The 14,292-nt window shown below is 69.8% G+C and carries 12 protein-coding genes and 1 pseudogene; 5 read left to right on the plus strand and 8 right to left on the minus strand.

Annotation, left to right across the window (positions count from 1 at the left end; all coding sequences use genetic code 11):
- The 3 genes from KDL01_RS31225 to KDL01_RS31235 all read right to left on the minus strand — a co-directional run.
- The coding region (locus KDL01_RS31225) for a helicase-related protein (RefSeq protein ID WP_212532256.1) at positions 1-1,968 on the minus strand (1,968 nt) is incomplete at its 3' end.
- Between the two features lie 76 nt (positions 1,969-2,044).
- Positions 2,045-3,949: an arabinofuranosidase catalytic domain-containing protein gene (locus KDL01_RS31230; protein WP_212532257.1), complete on the minus strand. Its 1,905-nt coding sequence runs from the start codon at positions 3,947-3,949 to the stop codon at positions 2,045-2,047.
- Between the two features lie 693 nt (positions 3,950-4,642).
- The gene (locus tag KDL01_RS31235; protein WP_212532258.1) at positions 4,643-5,356 is read right to left on the minus strand and encodes a TetR/AcrR family transcriptional regulator; all 714 of its coding nucleotides are present in this window, start codon (positions 5,354-5,356) and stop codon (positions 4,643-4,645) included.
- Between the two features lie 95 nt (positions 5,357-5,451).
- On the opposite strand from KDL01_RS31235, the gene KDL01_RS31240 reads away from it, so the two are divergent.
- Positions 5,452-6,912 (plus strand): MFS transporter, encoded by a 1,461-nt coding sequence (locus tag KDL01_RS31240; protein WP_212532259.1) that lies wholly within the window; start codon positions 5,452-5,454, stop codon positions 6,910-6,912.
- A 1-nt stretch (position 6,913) separates the two neighbouring features.
- Here KDL01_RS31240 and KDL01_RS31245 read toward each other — a convergent pair whose 3' ends face one another.
- Positions 6,914-7,810: a LysR family transcriptional regulator gene (locus tag KDL01_RS31245; RefSeq protein ID WP_212532260.1), complete on the minus strand. Its 897-nt coding sequence runs from the start codon at positions 7,808-7,810 to the stop codon at positions 6,914-6,916.
- A 139-nt stretch (positions 7,811-7,949) separates the two neighbouring features.
- On the opposite strand from KDL01_RS31245, the gene KDL01_RS31250 reads away from it, so the two are divergent.
- Positions 7,950-9,050 (plus strand): aminotransferase class V-fold PLP-dependent enzyme, encoded by a 1,101-nt coding sequence (locus KDL01_RS31250; protein WP_212532261.1) that lies wholly within the window; start codon positions 7,950-7,952, stop codon positions 9,048-9,050.
- 73 nt (positions 9,051-9,123) lie between these two features.
- Here the strand turns inward: KDL01_RS31250 and KDL01_RS31255 are convergent, their stop codons facing one another.
- Positions 9,124-9,717 (minus strand): TetR/AcrR family transcriptional regulator, encoded by a 594-nt coding sequence (locus KDL01_RS31255; RefSeq protein WP_212532262.1) that lies wholly within the window; start codon positions 9,715-9,717, stop codon positions 9,124-9,126.
- Positions 9,718-9,888: 171 nt separating this feature from the next.
- On the opposite strand from KDL01_RS31255, the gene KDL01_RS31260 reads away from it, so the two are divergent.
- Positions 9,889-10,647: a DUF8737 domain-containing protein gene (locus KDL01_RS31260; RefSeq protein WP_212532263.1), complete on the plus strand. Its 759-nt coding sequence runs from the start codon at positions 9,889-9,891 to the stop codon at positions 10,645-10,647.
- Between the two features lie 39 nt (positions 10,648-10,686).
- Here KDL01_RS31260 and KDL01_RS31265 read toward each other — a convergent pair whose 3' ends face one another.
- Entirely contained in the window at positions 10,687-11,271 is a 585-nt protein-coding gene (locus tag KDL01_RS31265) for a TetR/AcrR family transcriptional regulator (protein WP_307846698.1), read from the minus strand.
- 153 nt (positions 11,272-11,424) lie between these two features.
- Here KDL01_RS31265 and KDL01_RS31270 point away from each other — a divergent pair, with 153 nt between their 5' ends.
- Both KDL01_RS31270 and KDL01_RS31275 read left to right on the plus strand, forming a co-directional pair.
- Positions 11,425-12,525 carry a glycoside hydrolase family 113 protein gene (locus KDL01_RS31270; protein ID WP_212532265.1) on the plus strand — a complete coding sequence of 367 codons (1,101 nt, stop codon included), beginning with the start codon at positions 11,425-11,427 and terminating at the stop codon, positions 12,523-12,525.
- Between the two features lie 135 nt (positions 12,526-12,660).
- Positions 12,661-13,170: a DEAD/DEAH box helicase family protein gene (locus KDL01_RS31275; RefSeq protein WP_212532266.1), complete on the plus strand. Its 510-nt coding sequence runs from the start codon at positions 12,661-12,663 to the stop codon at positions 13,168-13,170.
- A gap of 63 nt (positions 13,171-13,233) precedes the next feature.
- On the opposite strand, the gene KDL01_RS31280 is transcribed toward KDL01_RS31275, so the two are convergent.
- Together KDL01_RS31280 and KDL01_RS31285 are read right to left on the minus strand one after the other, a co-directional pair.
- A complete protein-coding gene (locus KDL01_RS31280; RefSeq protein WP_212532267.1) occupies positions 13,234-13,620 on the minus strand; it encodes a hypothetical protein in 387 nt (128 codons plus the stop codon).
- A gap of 475 nt (positions 13,621-14,095) precedes the next feature.
- Positions 14,096-14,292 (minus strand): annotated as a pseudogene (locus tag KDL01_RS31285) (IS5/IS1182 family transposase); the annotation flags it as partial.

Below are 14,292 nucleotides of genomic sequence, written 5' to 3' on the forward strand. Positions count from 1 at the left end.
GGCCGGGGCGGCGAGGGGTTTGGCCGCGAGTTCGATCGCGCCCAGGGATTGGACTCTCCTGGCCGCGACCTCGCCTCGGCGCGAACCGGCGGGAACGGCCCAGCGGACTTCCTCACGGTCGGTGAGCAGGGATGGGGCGCAGCGCTGTGCGGTGGCCTCGTCCAGCAGGGCGGCCAACTGGACCCGGGCGGCGGGCGATCCGGCCGGACGGTCGGCGACCGCGACGGCGATCCACTCCGCGCCGGACAGGGCGGAGCCGGGCGCCGTGTCGGCGGCGGTGCCCGAGGCCATCAAGTAGGAGACGCGCGCGCCCGGTTCGGGCTTCGCCGCACTCGCACCCGCACGGGCCCGGGCGATGCGTTCGGGGAAGGCGAGCCCGGCGATCAGACCGCCCGCCGCGGCCTGGCTGACCGTCGACCGGGGGTCGCCGGCGGACTCGATGTGGCCCAGCAGACGGCGGACCTCGTCGCGCCAGCGAGCGGCATAGGGGTCGCGGCCGGCGGCGGCAGCGCGGTGGACGGCTGCCAGGTCGTCGCCCAGTGCGCGCGGCGGCTCCTCGGACAGCAGCGCCACCAGTTCCGCCGCCTGGCGAGCTCCGACCAACGCGGCACCGTCCATCAGGGCCCGGCCGAGCCGGGGGTGCAGGCCGGTGCGGGTGATGCTCACGCCCCGTTTGGTGGCGCGGCCCTCTGCGTCGACGGCGCCCAGGGCGGTCAGCACGTCTCGGGCGGCGGCCATCGCGCCGTCCGGGGGGAGGTCGGGCAGTGCGAGTCCGCGGGCACCGGGGGCGCCCCAGCAGGCGACCTGGAGCGCGAAAGAGGTGAGGTCGGCCTGCATGATCTCGGGGGTCGGCATGGCCCTGGCCCTGGCGTCCTCGAACTCCGCCCAACAGCGGTAGACCGCTCCGGGGGCCTCGCGTCCGGCGCGTCCGGCGCGCTGGCGTCCGGTGGCCAGCGACGCCCGGACCGTGACCAGTGTGGCCAGGCCGCGGGAGTGGTCGGTGCGCGGTTCCCTGGCCAGGCCGCAGTCCACGACGCTGCGTACCCCCGGCACGGTCAGCGAGGACTCGGCGACGGAGGTGGACAGCACCACCCGCCGACGCGAAGCACCGCTCAGCGCCGCCTCCTGGACAGCGGACTCGGCCCGCCCGTGCAACTGCAGCACGTCCACGCTGTCACGCAGCCCGGCCAGCATCCCGGCCACCCGGGCGATCTCACCCGCGCCGGGCAGGAAGCACAGCACGTCCCCTTCGCGTTCGCGCAGTGCGCGCTGCACGGTCGCGGCGACATGCTCGAGCAGCGCGGGGTCAACGCGCAGCCCTTGCGGCGCACGCACCGGCCGGGGCGGCGGCGACCAGACCACCTCCACCGGGTGCTGGATGCCCTGGGCTTCCACGACGGGCGCGGGGACCTGGTCCGCCCCGCCGAGCAGCCGGGCCCACGCGTCGGTGTCGGAGGTCGCCGACGCGCAGAGCACCTGCAGTTCGGGACGCAGGGTGGCCCGGACATCGAGCAGGAAGGCCAGCGCGGTGTCGGCGTCCAGGTGCCGTTCATGGCATTCGTCCAGTACGACGGTCTCGACGCCGGCCAGTTCCTGGTCGCGTTGCAGCCGTTGCAGCAACACGCCGGTGGTGACCACCTCGACCACGGTGCGCGGCCCGGCCTTGCGCTCGCCGCGCACCGTGAAGCCGACCCGCTCCCCCACCGGCTCGCCCAGCAGCCAGGCCATCCGCCGGGCCGCGGCCCGGGCCGCGAGCCGACGGGGCTCGGCGACCAGCACCCGACGGGGCCTGGCCGCCTCCGCGTCGAGATCGGCCTGCGGCACCAGGCCGGCCAAGGCCAGCGGCACCAGCGTGGTCTTCCCGGTCCCGGGCGGCGCGGCCAGGACGGCGGTCCCGCACCGGCCCAGGGCACGCCGGAGTTCCGGGACGGCGCTGCGGACGGGGAGGTCGAGCCAGGCGGGGTTCACCCCGCCAGTCTCGCCGATCGCGCTGCGCCGGCGTAAACCGGCGGTGTCCCGGCGGGTCGGTTCAGTCGTAGACGGTTCAGTCGTAGATCAGGTCGAAGGACTCCCACTGCCCGACCGTGCCGCGGTTCGCGATCAGCGGCGAGGCTCCGGCGCTCTCGGCGGTGACGTACTCGTAGTCCGACAGGGCTCTTAGACTCACGCTCCCGTCCGCGTTCGTCACCAGGTCGAAGGTCTCGGCCGCGCCGATGGAGGTGGCGTTCGCGATCAGCGAGGTGCTGCTGTTCGCCGCGTCGACGTAGTCGTTGTTCGCGTGGGCACGCAGGCTCACACTGCCGTCCGCGTTGCCGATCAGGTCGAAGGTCTCCCACGGTCCGACCGCGGTGCGGTTGGCGATCAGAGGGCTGGCTCCGGCGTTGTCCGCGGTGACGATGTCGCTGTTCGCGTGGGCCCGGAAGCTGACGGCCACGGTGTCGCGGACGAGGTCGAACTCCTCCCACGGCCCGATCGCGGTGCGGTTGGCGATCAGAGGGCTGGCTCCGGCGTTGTCGGCGGTGACGATGTCGCTGTTCGCGTGGGCCCGGAAGCTCACACTGCCGTCCGCGTTGTCGATCAGGTCGAAGGTCTCCCATGGCCCGATCGCGGTGCGGTTGGCGATCAGCGGCGACGCGCCGGCGCTCTCGGCGGTGACGTAGTCGCCGTCGGCGTGCGCCCTCAGGCTCACGGTGCCGTCCGGGTTGGTGATCAGGTCGAAGGTCTCCGCCGTGCCGATGGAGGTGGCGTTCGCGATCAGCGAGGTGGTGCTGTTCGCGGCGTCCACGTAGTCGCCGTCGGCGTGGGCCTTGAGGCTCACCACCTGCTCGGTGGACGGGACGTAGGTGGTGTTGTTCGCATACCCGGCCGCGACGACGTTGGCCTGGATGGAGTTCTCGGTCACGTCCGAGGGATAGCCGGCGGTCACGGCGCCCTCGAAGAACTCTCCGTCACCCCAGATGCTGTTGTCCCCGCCCGTGCCCAACTCGATGGAGGGCTGCACCTTCATCGGGTCGTAGCCGTTCGGCAGGGCGCCGGAGTAGCTCGTGTTCAGCCCGCCGGACTGTCCGTTGCCGTACTTGAGGGTGAAGTTGGTGGTGCCGTTGTTCTTCTCCCACGCGGTCAGGAACGAGCCCCTCTCGCTCTGGATCGAGCTGGAGTTGGCGCCGGTGTCGCTGAAGTACATGCCGTTCTCCAGGTCGCCGCCGACCCAGGGGCCCGGGCCGGTGCAGTTCTGGGTCCAGCAGTCGGTGCCGTAGTAGATCGCGTTCATGGTGGCGTTGCCGTCGTCGGTGTTGTCGGCCTCGCCCGAGCCGAAGTCGAAGCAGCAGCCGTTGCTGGTCAGGTTGGAGGAGGTGAGCATGTACACGCCCTCGGGCTGGGAGCCGGTGGGCACGTTCTTCGCGGCGTCGATCCGGTATCCGATCCCCTGGGCGTTGAAGACCGCGCCGTAGGCGGGCTGGCCGCCGACGGTCACCGGCAGGGCGAGCGCCGGGGAGCCGATGTCCGAGCCGTTCGGGCCGGGCCCCGAGATGCCGTGGGAGCACCCGGAGCAGGAGGTGCCCGCGGAGATCGGCATGTTGTTCCCGTTCGAGGTCTGATCGTAGAGCTCGGTGATGGTGCAGGTCGTTCCGGAACAGAAGGAGTTCTCCGGCGCCACGTTGACGACTCCGCCGCTCGAGGCGAGTCCGACGTTCAAGTAGCCGGAGTCCGAGGCGCGCTGGACCTGGTACAGGGGACCGTCGTACGCGCCGAACATGGCGCGGGTGGTGCTGTAGGCCGCCTCGCACGGCGTGCCGCCCGCGGCGTAGATGTCGCAGGGCGCGGATACGGCCGCCGCGGCCCGCGAGGCACCGGGGCCGACCGCGGGCACGACGAGCGCGAGCGCGAGCACCACCGCGAGCATCACGGCCGCGCGCAGCCTGCGGAGAAGTGTGGGTGACGAGAGCATGACGCAGTACCTCCAGGGACGGGGTCGCACACCAAGCCAAGGAAGATCACGACGACGCGGTAGAGGGCTCCGGTCGGCGTTCGCAGCATCGCGGCGCGCCTCGAAGGATCGAAGGCAAGGGACGCACCGTGCACGCACGGGCCACGCGGCCGAGTCACGCGGCCGCACGCCCGTCCGTACGGACACAACGAGTGCGCACACACCCATCCCATCCGGGCAGACGCGCCCGGTGTGTCAGCCTCATGAACGACATCTACCACCGGAGCGCAGCACACATATTCTGGCCACTCCCGGATGAAGTCAAGGTCCACTCGGCGACTTATGCCGACAACCCGGCGGGCTTCGGATCAAATCCGGAAGATGATGAAGGCGGTAGATGATGAAGGAAGGTCCGTGGCTCTGCCGTCGGCGCGACATCGGCCTGAGCCGCCGGGGCCTGCGCTCAGCGTAGGTGTGCCGTCGCGGCCCGGACGGCGCGGTTCGCCGTGGTCCCTGCGAGCTCGGCGACAATGCGTTCGTTGCCGTCGAGAACCACGAGGCAGTTCAGCCCACTGATCCACCAGAGAAGTACCGGCGGCAGGCAGCCTTCGCGCGCGAGTTTGCGCAGTGCCTTGACCCGCCCGGCGTCCGGGTCACGACAATCGACAGTCCGGTCGCCTCGCCACGCTAGAGATGACCGACCCGTCCGGCGGATTAGATCCCTGCTTCGAGGCGGAGCCCCGCGAGGGTCAGCTCGAGCGCGGCGAGGAACTGCTCCCGGTCGTCGTGACCTTCGAACTCGTCGACGATGTCGTGCACGAACGGGTACTCCTCGGGGTCCAGCGCCCGCCACGCGGCGGCGTGATGGCCGAAGAACTCTTCGCGAGTGACGCTGCCGTCGACCACTGCCTGGGGCGGCTCCTGTCCCATGTCGGCGCCGTTGCTGGCCACGACGCCCACGACCGCCGAGACGGCGTGGAACCGCTGGAGCGGGGTGAGCTCGAGCCGCAGGGCCACCTGGCCCAGCTTCTCGTAGAGGCGCAGCGAGTTGCCCTGCACGTCGATGTTGCGCATGAAGCGCGCGCCGAGCCACGGCCGGTCCGCGATCGCGTCGAAGAGCGTCACGGCCATCACGCGCAGGTCGTCGATCGGGTCGCCGGTGCCCGTCTGGCCCTCGACCTCGTTGAGCACTCCTCCGAGCACGTGCTCGATCGCACGGTCGATGAGCTCGTCCTTGCCGGAGACGTACCAGTAGATGCTGCCGACGCCGGTGCCGAGCCGGGTGGCGAGGGCACGGAGGGTCAACGCCGGCTCGCCCGCCTCGTCGAGCAGTTCCACAGTGGCGTTCAGGACGGCGTCGAGCGAGTGCGAGGCGCGCCGGCGTCCCCGGGCGGGGCGGTCGGGCGCTTCGGGACGCGGGCGTGTCATGGCATCCATCCAATCACGCGTTTGCAGCTTTATCGAACCTCGTTCTATCATGGAACGCAGTTCGATAACCGGCGACACACCGAGAGGGAGCCACGATGGCCGTCACCGCACCACCCGTCATCGCGCCACGCGGCGCCTACCCGTCCCTGCGCGCGGCCTGGATCCCGCTGGCCGCGCTCTGCCTGGCCTTCTTCGTCGAGATGGTCGACAACACCCTCCTCTCGATCGCGCTGCCCACCATCGGGCGAAACCTCGGCAGCAGCACGACCTCGCTCCAGTGGGTGACCGGCGCCTATTCGCTGACCTTCGGCGGCCTGCTGCTGACGGCGGGATCGGTGGCCGACCGCTTCGGGCGACGGCGCGTGCTGCTGGTCGGCCTCGCCGTGTTCGGGCTGCTGAGCCTGTGCGTCGTCGCGGTCGGGACCACGGGCCAGCTCATCACGCTGCGGGCCGGCCTGGGCATCGCCGCCGCGGCGATGGCGCCGATCACCAACTCCCTCGTCTTCCGGCTCTTCGACGACCAGGCCCTGCGCATGCGCGCGATGACCGTGATGATCGTCGTCGGCATGTCCGGCTTCATCCTCGGCCCGCTTCTGGGCGGTACCGCCCTGGCTCACGTGCGCTGGCAGTGGCTCCTGCTCGTCAACGCCCCGATCGCGCTGATCGCGGCCGTCGGCGTCCGTCTCGGCGTCCCGGCCGACCAGTCGCGGGACCTGACCGACGACAAACTCGATCTGCCGGCCGCCGCGCTGAGCGTCGCCGCCATCGGTCTCTCCTGCTACGCGCTGACCAGCGGTGTCGAGCACGGCTGGCTCTCCGCGGTCACCCTCGGGTCCGTCCTGGGCGCCGTGGTCGCGGGCATCGCCTTCGTGTGGCGCGAGCGCCGCGCCGCCGCGCCCATGCTGGATCTGCGCCTGTTCTCCCGCGGTACCGTCCGCGGCGCCGCCATCGCGCAGATCGGCACCGCCATCGCGATGGCCGCCGTGATGTTCGGGCTGATCCTGCACTTCCAGTACGCCTACGGCTGGAGCCCGGTGCGCGCCGGCCTGGCCAACCTGCCGATCATCGTGACCATGATCGCCGGGACCCCGCTGTCCGAGTGGCTCGCGCAGAGGTTCGGCCACCGCGTCGCCTGCCTGGTCGGCGCCGCCTGCCTGGCCGGCTCGCTGGCCGGACTCGCCTGGAGCGTGGAGCACGGCTACCTCGCCATCGCGGCCTGCATGGTCGTGATGACCATCGGACTGCGTACGGTCATGACGATCTGCGCCATCGCGCTCGTCGACGCGATGCCGGAAAACCGCACCTCGATCGGCACCGCGCTCAACGACGCCGCCCAGGAGGTCGGCACCAGCGTCGGCACCGCCGTGGTGGGCACCATGATCGCCGCGCTGGTCACGACGCGCCTTCCGGCGGGCGCCTGGAGCGACGCGCTGGTGGCCTCCTTCTTCCACGGCGAGCGGATCACCTATGCCGTGCTGGCGGCCGTCGTCGGCGTGATCGCGACGGCCGGTGCGCTCAGCCTGACCGACTCCCGGTCCACCGAGGAACACGGCTGACTCAGCCCGGCAGAGTCCTCATTCGCCGAGGTGCGGTGATCTCGACGAGAGCGCTGGTGAGCGCTCTGGTGGCGGGACTCGGCGGAATGTCGGGCGGGCTGGTGAGGCTGACGCGCCGAGGGGTGTGCCGGTGGAGCTCGACCGTCTCGACGCGAGGGTCGCGGGCGGCCTCGAGAGCGAGGGCGGGGAGCAGCGCGATGCCGAGCCCGGCGGCGACGAGGGTCTGTGTGACGACGTAATCGTCGGTGCTGTGGCGGATGTCGGGAAGGAATCCGCAGCCGGCGGCCGCGGCCGTCAGGTGCGCACGGCAGCGCGGACAACCGGCGATCCACCGTTGGTCGGTGGCGGCGGCGAGGTCGATGTCGGACCGGGCTGCGAGCCGGTGCGCGGGGGGCACGACCAGCAGCATCGTGTCATCGAACAACTTGATACGCGCCGTTTGCGTGGAAGCGTCGGGGACGTTGTCGTAATCGAAGGTGACGGCGAGATCGGCGTCTCCGGCGGCCAGGAGACGGCGCGCCTCATCCGGCTCGGCCTCGGTGAGCCGGACGTCCAGGCCGGGTGCGCGTTCCCACAACAAGGCGATGGCGGCGGGGACGAAGGTCGCGCATGCGGAGGGGAACGCGGACAGGCGGACCCGTCCAGCGCGTAGATCAGTCAACGCACTCAGGTCTGCCCGCGCGGCGCGCAGGCGGGCGGTGATGGCCTCGGCGTGCGCCGCGAGCGAATGCCCGGCCTCGGTGAGGGTGACACCGCGTGAGGTGCGCACGACCAGCGTGCAGCCGGTGTCGCGTTCGAGTCGCCTGACGTGCTGGGCGACGGCCGGCTGCGTCCAGCCGAGTGCCTGCGCGGCGCCGGCCAACGATCCGAAGCGCGCGACTTCGGCGAAGACCAGCATCCGGCGCGGGTCGAGCAGGTCACGCACGCTGTCGTGCGATTCCCGTTCACCCGCCATGCTCGGCATCAAAGCACAGCTTGGGCCCGCTCGCTACGAGGTCGTACTTCCGCACCGTCGAGCGGTGGCCCAAGCTGGGCAGATGCCGAAGAACGCAACCGTGCAAGGCGTGTCGGATGCCGCAGGATGGTCCGCGCTCGCCCTTGCCCAGACAGAGTTCGACCCCGAAGTCGTCTATCTGAACACGGCCTCTTTGGGGCTGCCCCCGCGCCGCTCCCTCCAAGAGTTGCAGCAGGTCCTGGACCAGTGGCGCGCTGGAAACACCAGCCCACCCGCGTTCGACGCTCCGGTCGAGGCCGCCCGCGCTGCCTACGCCGGCTTGGTCGGCGTGGACCCCTCCGACGTGGCGGTGGGCAGCCAGGTGAGCATCTTCGCCGGACTGATCGCGGCGGCCCTGCCCGCCGGAAGCGAGGTTCTCACCGCTGCAGGCGAGTTCACCAGCATCGTCTTCCCGTTCCTGGCCCAGGCGAGCCGTGGCGTCCTGGTCAGAGAAGTACCGCTGGAGCACCTGGCCGACGCGGTGTCAGCGCGGACCGCACTGGTGGCCGTGTCCGCGGTGCAGTCCTCGGACGGGCGCCTCGCCGACCTCGACGCGCTCACCGACGCGTGCGCCGGATCGGGTACCAGAATCCTGCTGGACACCACCCAGGCGGTCGGCTGGCTGCCCGTGGACGCGAGCCGCTTCGCCTACACCATGGGCGGCGGCTACAAGTGGCTGCTTGCGCCGCGCGGGACCTGTTTCCTGACTGTGCAGCCCGAACTCGTCGACGCGCTCATCCCGCACACGGCCGGCTGGTACGCCGGCGCCGAGCGGTGGGACAGCCTCTACGGCGGCCCGCTGCGGCTGGCCGACGGTGCCCGCCGGTTCGACACGTCGCCGGCCTGGCACTCCTGGGTCGCCCAGGCGCCGGCCCTCGACCTGCTCACCGCGATCGGGCCGGCCACCCTGCACGCGCACGCGCTCGGCCTGGCGAACCGGTTCCGCACGTCCGTCGGCCTCCCACCCGGGAACTCGGCGATCGTGAGTATGGCAACCGACCCCGACGCAGCCCGTCGGCTGGATCGCGCGCGGGTCGTCGGCAGCATCCGCGCCGGCCGCCTCCGCCTCGCATTCCACGTCAACAACACCGCGCTCGACGCCGACCGCGCCGCGGACGCGGTGCTCGGCCGTGTGCAGGGCTGATTCACCCTCGTCTACGCCAACTCCCACGCCGACGCCGACGCCTACGCCCGCATCCACTCCGCCGCAGGGTCGGTCAGCTGGCCGGGCTCGCCTGCCCGAGCGCGGTGAGCACTCCCGGTACCACCAGGGTCCGGCAGCTCTGGGCCAGCCAGGCGGGATCATGCGGGAAGTCGTGGTCCACCCACCAGCTCAGCAGGCCGAGGGCGGCGTTGGCGTAGTAGTCGGCCACGAGGTCGGCGGGCAGTTCACAGTCCGCGGCGGCAAGATACGGGCGCAGGTGCTCGCGAAGCAGGTCGCCCAGTCGCCGCTGCAGGTGGCGGAAGACGTGTGGGCCGCCCTGCCTGCCGCACAGTGCCCGGTAGACGCGGCGGTTCGTGCCGGCGTGCTGATAGAGGATCTCCGCCAGGCGGGCCGGATCGCCCAGCGGCGCGCCCGGTACCGCTGCTTCGAGCGTCCGGGCCAGTTCGGCGAACACGTCGTCGAAGCAGCTGAACAGCAGTGAGTCCTTGTCCCTGTGGTGGGCGTAGAAGGTGGAGCGCACGACGTCGGCCCGGTCGAGGATCTCCTGGACGGTGATGTGCGCGTAGCCCTTCTCCAGGGTGAGCCCGATCAGCGCGTCGCGCAGAGCACGCCGGGTACGCCGCACCCGGCGATCGCCCTCGTCCATCCCGGCCTCCTGGTTTACGGACAATCACCGGGTTCTGTCCGGTACCGCGCATCGAGCGCTGATTGTGTGTTGACGTGCACCGACCTCCCCGCATCATACTCGAACAGGATGTTCGAAAACAGATTCACTGTCCGACTCGGGCAACTATGGAAGGGACCTGTCATGGCGCGAATGCCGGTCTACATCTGGGCGCTGGTGTTCTTGGCGGCGGTCGGAATACCGTTGGCGACGTGCGTGGCGCTCTACCGCGGCGGCCGTGCCGCAGAACGCCCCCCACGTACGGCGTTCACGCTCGCTGCGCTGTGCGGCGCGGTGTGGATCGGCTGGATCGCGCTCAGCGCCCGCCTCGCCGATCTCGACCTCTACCGGCCGAAGCCCGCGGCCGCACCGTGGTTCGTGCTGGCGTTCGTCGGGGCGCTGACCGTCGCGCTCACGGCGACCCGCATCCCGGCGGTCTCCCGGACTCTGGCCACCCCTGCCGCGCTCGCCCGCCTGACCCTGCCACACACGCTGCGCGTGGCCGGCGCATCCTTCCTGATCGCGGCCGCACTGGGCCGCCTGCCTTTCCTCTTCGCGCTGCCCGCGGGGCTCGGCGATATCGCCATCGGCCTCGAGGCACCGTTCGTCGCGCGCCGACTCGAGCGTGGTGACGGGCGTCGCGTCGCGCTCTGGTTCAACGCCCTGGGGCTATTCGACATCGTGGTGGCCGTGACGATCGCAGTTCTCTGCGGAATCGCCCCGCACCAGATTCTGCCGGTCTCGCCCTCGACACAGGACCTGACCCTGCTCCCGCTCGCACTGATTCCGACGACCGCCGTGCCCCTCCTCGTGGCGCTACACCTCATTTCCCTGCGCCGCCTCATGGCGCACGCACGCACCGTGCCGGGCACGAGCGAACGCCCGCAGGCCCAGCCGATTTCAGCCTGCTGATTCCAGAACGTACTCGCCCCCACGCCCTCGCCGTAGCGCTCACACGGCAGACGGCCGACGGATCCCGTACTCGCCGAGCTCGGCACCGAGCCGATCGAACGCGAATTGCGCGGCCTGCGCGAGCGACGTTCTCAGTTCGTGCTCCTGCTCGCCGGCCAAGAGGCGTCTGCGCGCTTCGTAGAAGAGCACCCGGACCACGCCGATGATCTGGGCTGCGGCGATGCGCGGCGCCAGATCGTCGTCGGCGGCGTCCAGGTCGCGGATCAACTCGTCGGCGAGTGCGAGTTCACGCTGGTCGTGCAGCTGCCGTTCACGGGCAGCCAGAACCGGGCTGGACTGGACCATGCGGGCGAAGGGAATGCCCCGGTGCCCGAGTGTGGGGTCCCCTCGATCGAGCGCTTCGCTGTAGAAGCGGCGGGCCGCGTCGAGCACGGACTCCCCGACGTGGCGGGCCGCGACGACGTCGGTCAGGCCCGCGATCATCTCCTGCGCCCGGTCGAAGACGAGGTCCTCCTTGGCCGGGAAGTAGTTCGTCACGGTCATCTTCGCGACGTTGGCGGCCTCGGCCACCTGCGCGATCGTGACCTTGTCGAAGCCGCGCTCGATGAACAGCCCGGTGGCCACCGCCGCGATCTCCTCGCGCGTCTGCTGCTTCTTACGCTCGCGCAGACCGGGCCCGGCCGGGCGGGATGCAGGTGTCACGCAGCCAGGATAGAGGAAACGATAGGTCGAGCCTAGTTCTAGGTTTGACCCATATAATGGGTCCGTCCTAATATTATGCCCAGCTCAAAAAGAGGTCCGCCGGCAAGCCCGATCTCACGAGCGTCCGCCACAACCGAGGGAGCGACGCGCCATGCGCGGCAAGGGCATCAACTACGACACCGGCTTCTTCCCGGCGGCAAGGACTCCCGCCCCGGCTTCGACCCCGAAACCGCCCGGCGCGAGCTACGGATCATCGCCGAGGACCTGCACTGCACCGCGGTACGCATCTCCGGCGGTGATCCGGAGCGGCTGAGCATCGCGGCCCGCCACGCCGCCGAGGCAGGCCTGGAGGTCTGGTTCTCCCCCACGCCCTGCGAGCTGGACAGGCAGCAGCTCCTGCCGTACTTCGCCGACTGCGCGAACCGCGCCGAGCAGATCCGCGCGGAGGGGGCACCGGTCGTCCTGGTTCTGGGGTGCGAGCTGACCCTCCTTTGCCAGGGCTTCATCCCCGGCGACACGAGCTACGAACGCATCAAGGCCCTGAGCACCGGCGGCCCAAGAGTATGGATGAAGCTCGGAAAGATCGGCAAACAGCTCAGCACGCTGCTCGCCGAGACGGCGGCCGACGCGCGGACCCGCTTCGGAGGCAAGATCAGCTACGCCTCGGGCACCTGGGAGCAGGTCGACTGGAAACCCTTCGACTTCGTCGGCGTGGATGCCTACCGCGATGCGAACAACGCCGGCGCCTTCGCCAAGCAACTGCGCCGCCACTTCAAGCACGGCAAGCCGGTCGCGGTCACCGAGTTCGGCTGCTGCACGTACACCGGAGCCGCGGATCGTGGCGGCATGGGGTGGGCCATCGTGGACCACACGACCGAACCACCGCACCTGACCGGGCAATACCAGCGCAGCGAGACCGAGCAGGTCAGCTACCTGAACGACCTCCTCGGCATCTTCGAGCACGAAGGCGTGGACAGCGCCTTCTGGTTCACCTTCGTCAACGAACAAGCCGTCCACCGTCCAGGCGAAGCACTCACCGATCTCGATGTGGCTTCGTACGCCGTGGTCAAGAAGCTGCCCTCAGGCATCTCAGGCACCACCTACCCCGAACTCGGCTGGGAACCCAAGGAAGCGTTCCACGCCCTCGCAGCGAGCTACGACCACCGGATTCAATGAGCTTGAACATCATCGCGAGCGCGGCCGAACGGGAGCCGACGCCGCGTCTGCGGTCACGGGCGACGGGCGACGGGCCACGGGCCACGGGTGGGAAATCGTTGGCCTCAGGTGCCAGGCAGCCCATAATGTGTGCCGGTGCTTGTCGTGATGGTGGGCGGGGCTCCAGGTGTTGGCAAGTCGAGCGCGGCTCGGCGCCTGCTGGAACTCGCGGAAGGCGGCCCGAAGCTTGTCCAGTGGGTCGACGTCGACTGCCTCTGGCTGCACCAGCCCTGGCGCGTCGATGACCGCACGAAAGCGATGGTGCACGCGAACATCCGCGCCGTGGCAGACCACGCAGCGCAAGCCGGCGTCGACATCCTGGTGATCACGTGGGTGTTCCAGTCCGCCGAGATGCATCGCCTCGTCGTCGGACTCCTACCGCCGACCGCGACCATCACCTCGATCCAACTGCACGCCGGCCGCGAAACGTGGCAGCGCCGCTTCGAGGGCGATCCCGAACGGCGCGGTATCAATGAGTACTACCAGGAGCGATACGCCTCCGCTCAGACAACCCCGGCCGATCACGTCATCGACACCGACGGCCTGACTCCGACCGACGTCGCCCGCCGAGTCGCCGAAATAATCGCGCTCGGCGGCGACGGCTGAGCTTGCTTTTTAACCTTCTGGGGTACGAAGCCGCGCCCGTCTTGGACAGGGCGTACGCGTGCCCTAATACTTCCAGCTCTCAATGCCGATTCGGCGGGCTTCACTCCTCACGACGTCGAGCGCTGCGCAGAGCCCGTCGAGTGCCTCTTGGAATGCCTGCTCAGTCTCTGGCCCCAGCGATCGCTGCGCCACGGTATCCGCAATGCCGCTCGACAAAATCGCGTCGATACCTGTAGAGAACTGCTGCCATGCGGATCGGTAGTGACCCATGCGCCGATCAAGCTCGACGGCGCAGTCGCGCCACACGCCGCCCGCGAGCTTCCCCTTGGTCCGCGCCAAAAGGTGATTCACTTCCGTGTATACGGCAATCATCTCTCCGGTCAGCGCCTGTCTGCGCGCGCCGGTATGGGGGTGGTCGAGCACGTCGATGAACACCTGATATGGATTCACCTACGCTTCCACGTCGGCCGACGTCCTCGCCTTCACGGGACTCGATGGGATGAAGCTGGGGGCTGAAGATGCCCCGGCTCGTCCGGGACTTCGAAGGCGCGCGACAGCCTGCGTTCATACTACCGGCGAAAAAGTCGACGCGCTCAGGATAATCACTGCTGAGCCACTGGCTGCCATACAGGTCAGACGGGTGCGAGTTTCTCGGTTTCCGGGACAGGGCGGCGACCTCCGGGTCACGATGGCTCTAACCACAAAGACCGTCCACCCTCCCGGAGACCGCCGTGTCCAGTGTCCTCCGTTCCCGCGCGACCGTGGGAAGAGTTCGCCGTGTTGACCTGGTTCCGATCCGAGTTCTTTTGCTGCCTGACCCGGCGTCGCGACGCCACAGCTGACGAGGCTGTCACCGTCGCCCGCCTAGGCGGTGTTGGTGAATCTGACCATCTATTAATCTCTATGTACGGTCTCTGTGTCCGGGTCATTCCGGGCACAGAGACCGTAGCCAGATCAGTGCACTGACCAGCTCGATTCCGCCTTGGTAGCGGTCGGGGAGCTTGTCGTAGCGGGTCGCGATGCCGCGCCACTGCTTGATCCGGTTGTTGCATCGTTCGATCAGGTTGCGGCGCTTGTACAGTTCGGCGTCGAATGCGGGGGGCCGCCCGCCTTTCGGGCCCT

Origin of the sequence: Actinospica durhamensis (assembly GCF_018139695.1) — a bacterium.
GTDB classification, from domain to species: domain Bacteria; phylum Actinomycetota; class Actinomycetes; order Streptomycetales; family Catenulisporaceae; genus Actinospica; species Actinospica durhamensis.

Coding starts and splice junctions, on each gene's coding strand:
- KDL01_RS31230 (WP_212532257.1), bottom strand. CDS start 3,949: ATGCTCTCGTCACCCACACTTCTCCGCAGGCTGCGCGCGGCCGTGATG.
- KDL01_RS31235 (WP_212532258.1), bottom strand. CDS start 5,356: ATGACACGCCCGCGTCCCGAAGCGCCCGACCGCCCCGCCCGGGGACGC.
- KDL01_RS31240 (WP_212532259.1), top strand. CDS start 5,452: ATGGCCGTCACCGCACCACCCGTCATCGCGCCACGCGGCGCCTACCCG.
- KDL01_RS31245 (WP_212532260.1), bottom strand. CDS start 7,810: ATGCTGGTCTTCGCCGAAGTCGCGCGCTTCGGATCGTTGGCCGGCGCC.
- KDL01_RS31250 (WP_212532261.1), top strand. CDS start 7,950: ATGCCGAAGAACGCAACCGTGCAAGGCGTGTCGGATGCCGCAGGATGG.
- KDL01_RS31255 (WP_212532262.1), bottom strand. CDS start 9,717: ATGGACGAGGGCGATCGCCGGGTGCGGCGTACCCGGCGTGCTCTGCGC.
- KDL01_RS31260 (WP_212532263.1), top strand. CDS start 9,889: ATGCCGGTCTACATCTGGGCGCTGGTGTTCTTGGCGGCGGTCGGAATA.
- KDL01_RS31270 (WP_212532265.1), top strand. CDS start 11,425: ATGCCCAGCTCAAAAAGAGGTCCGCCGGCAAGCCCGATCTCACGAGCG.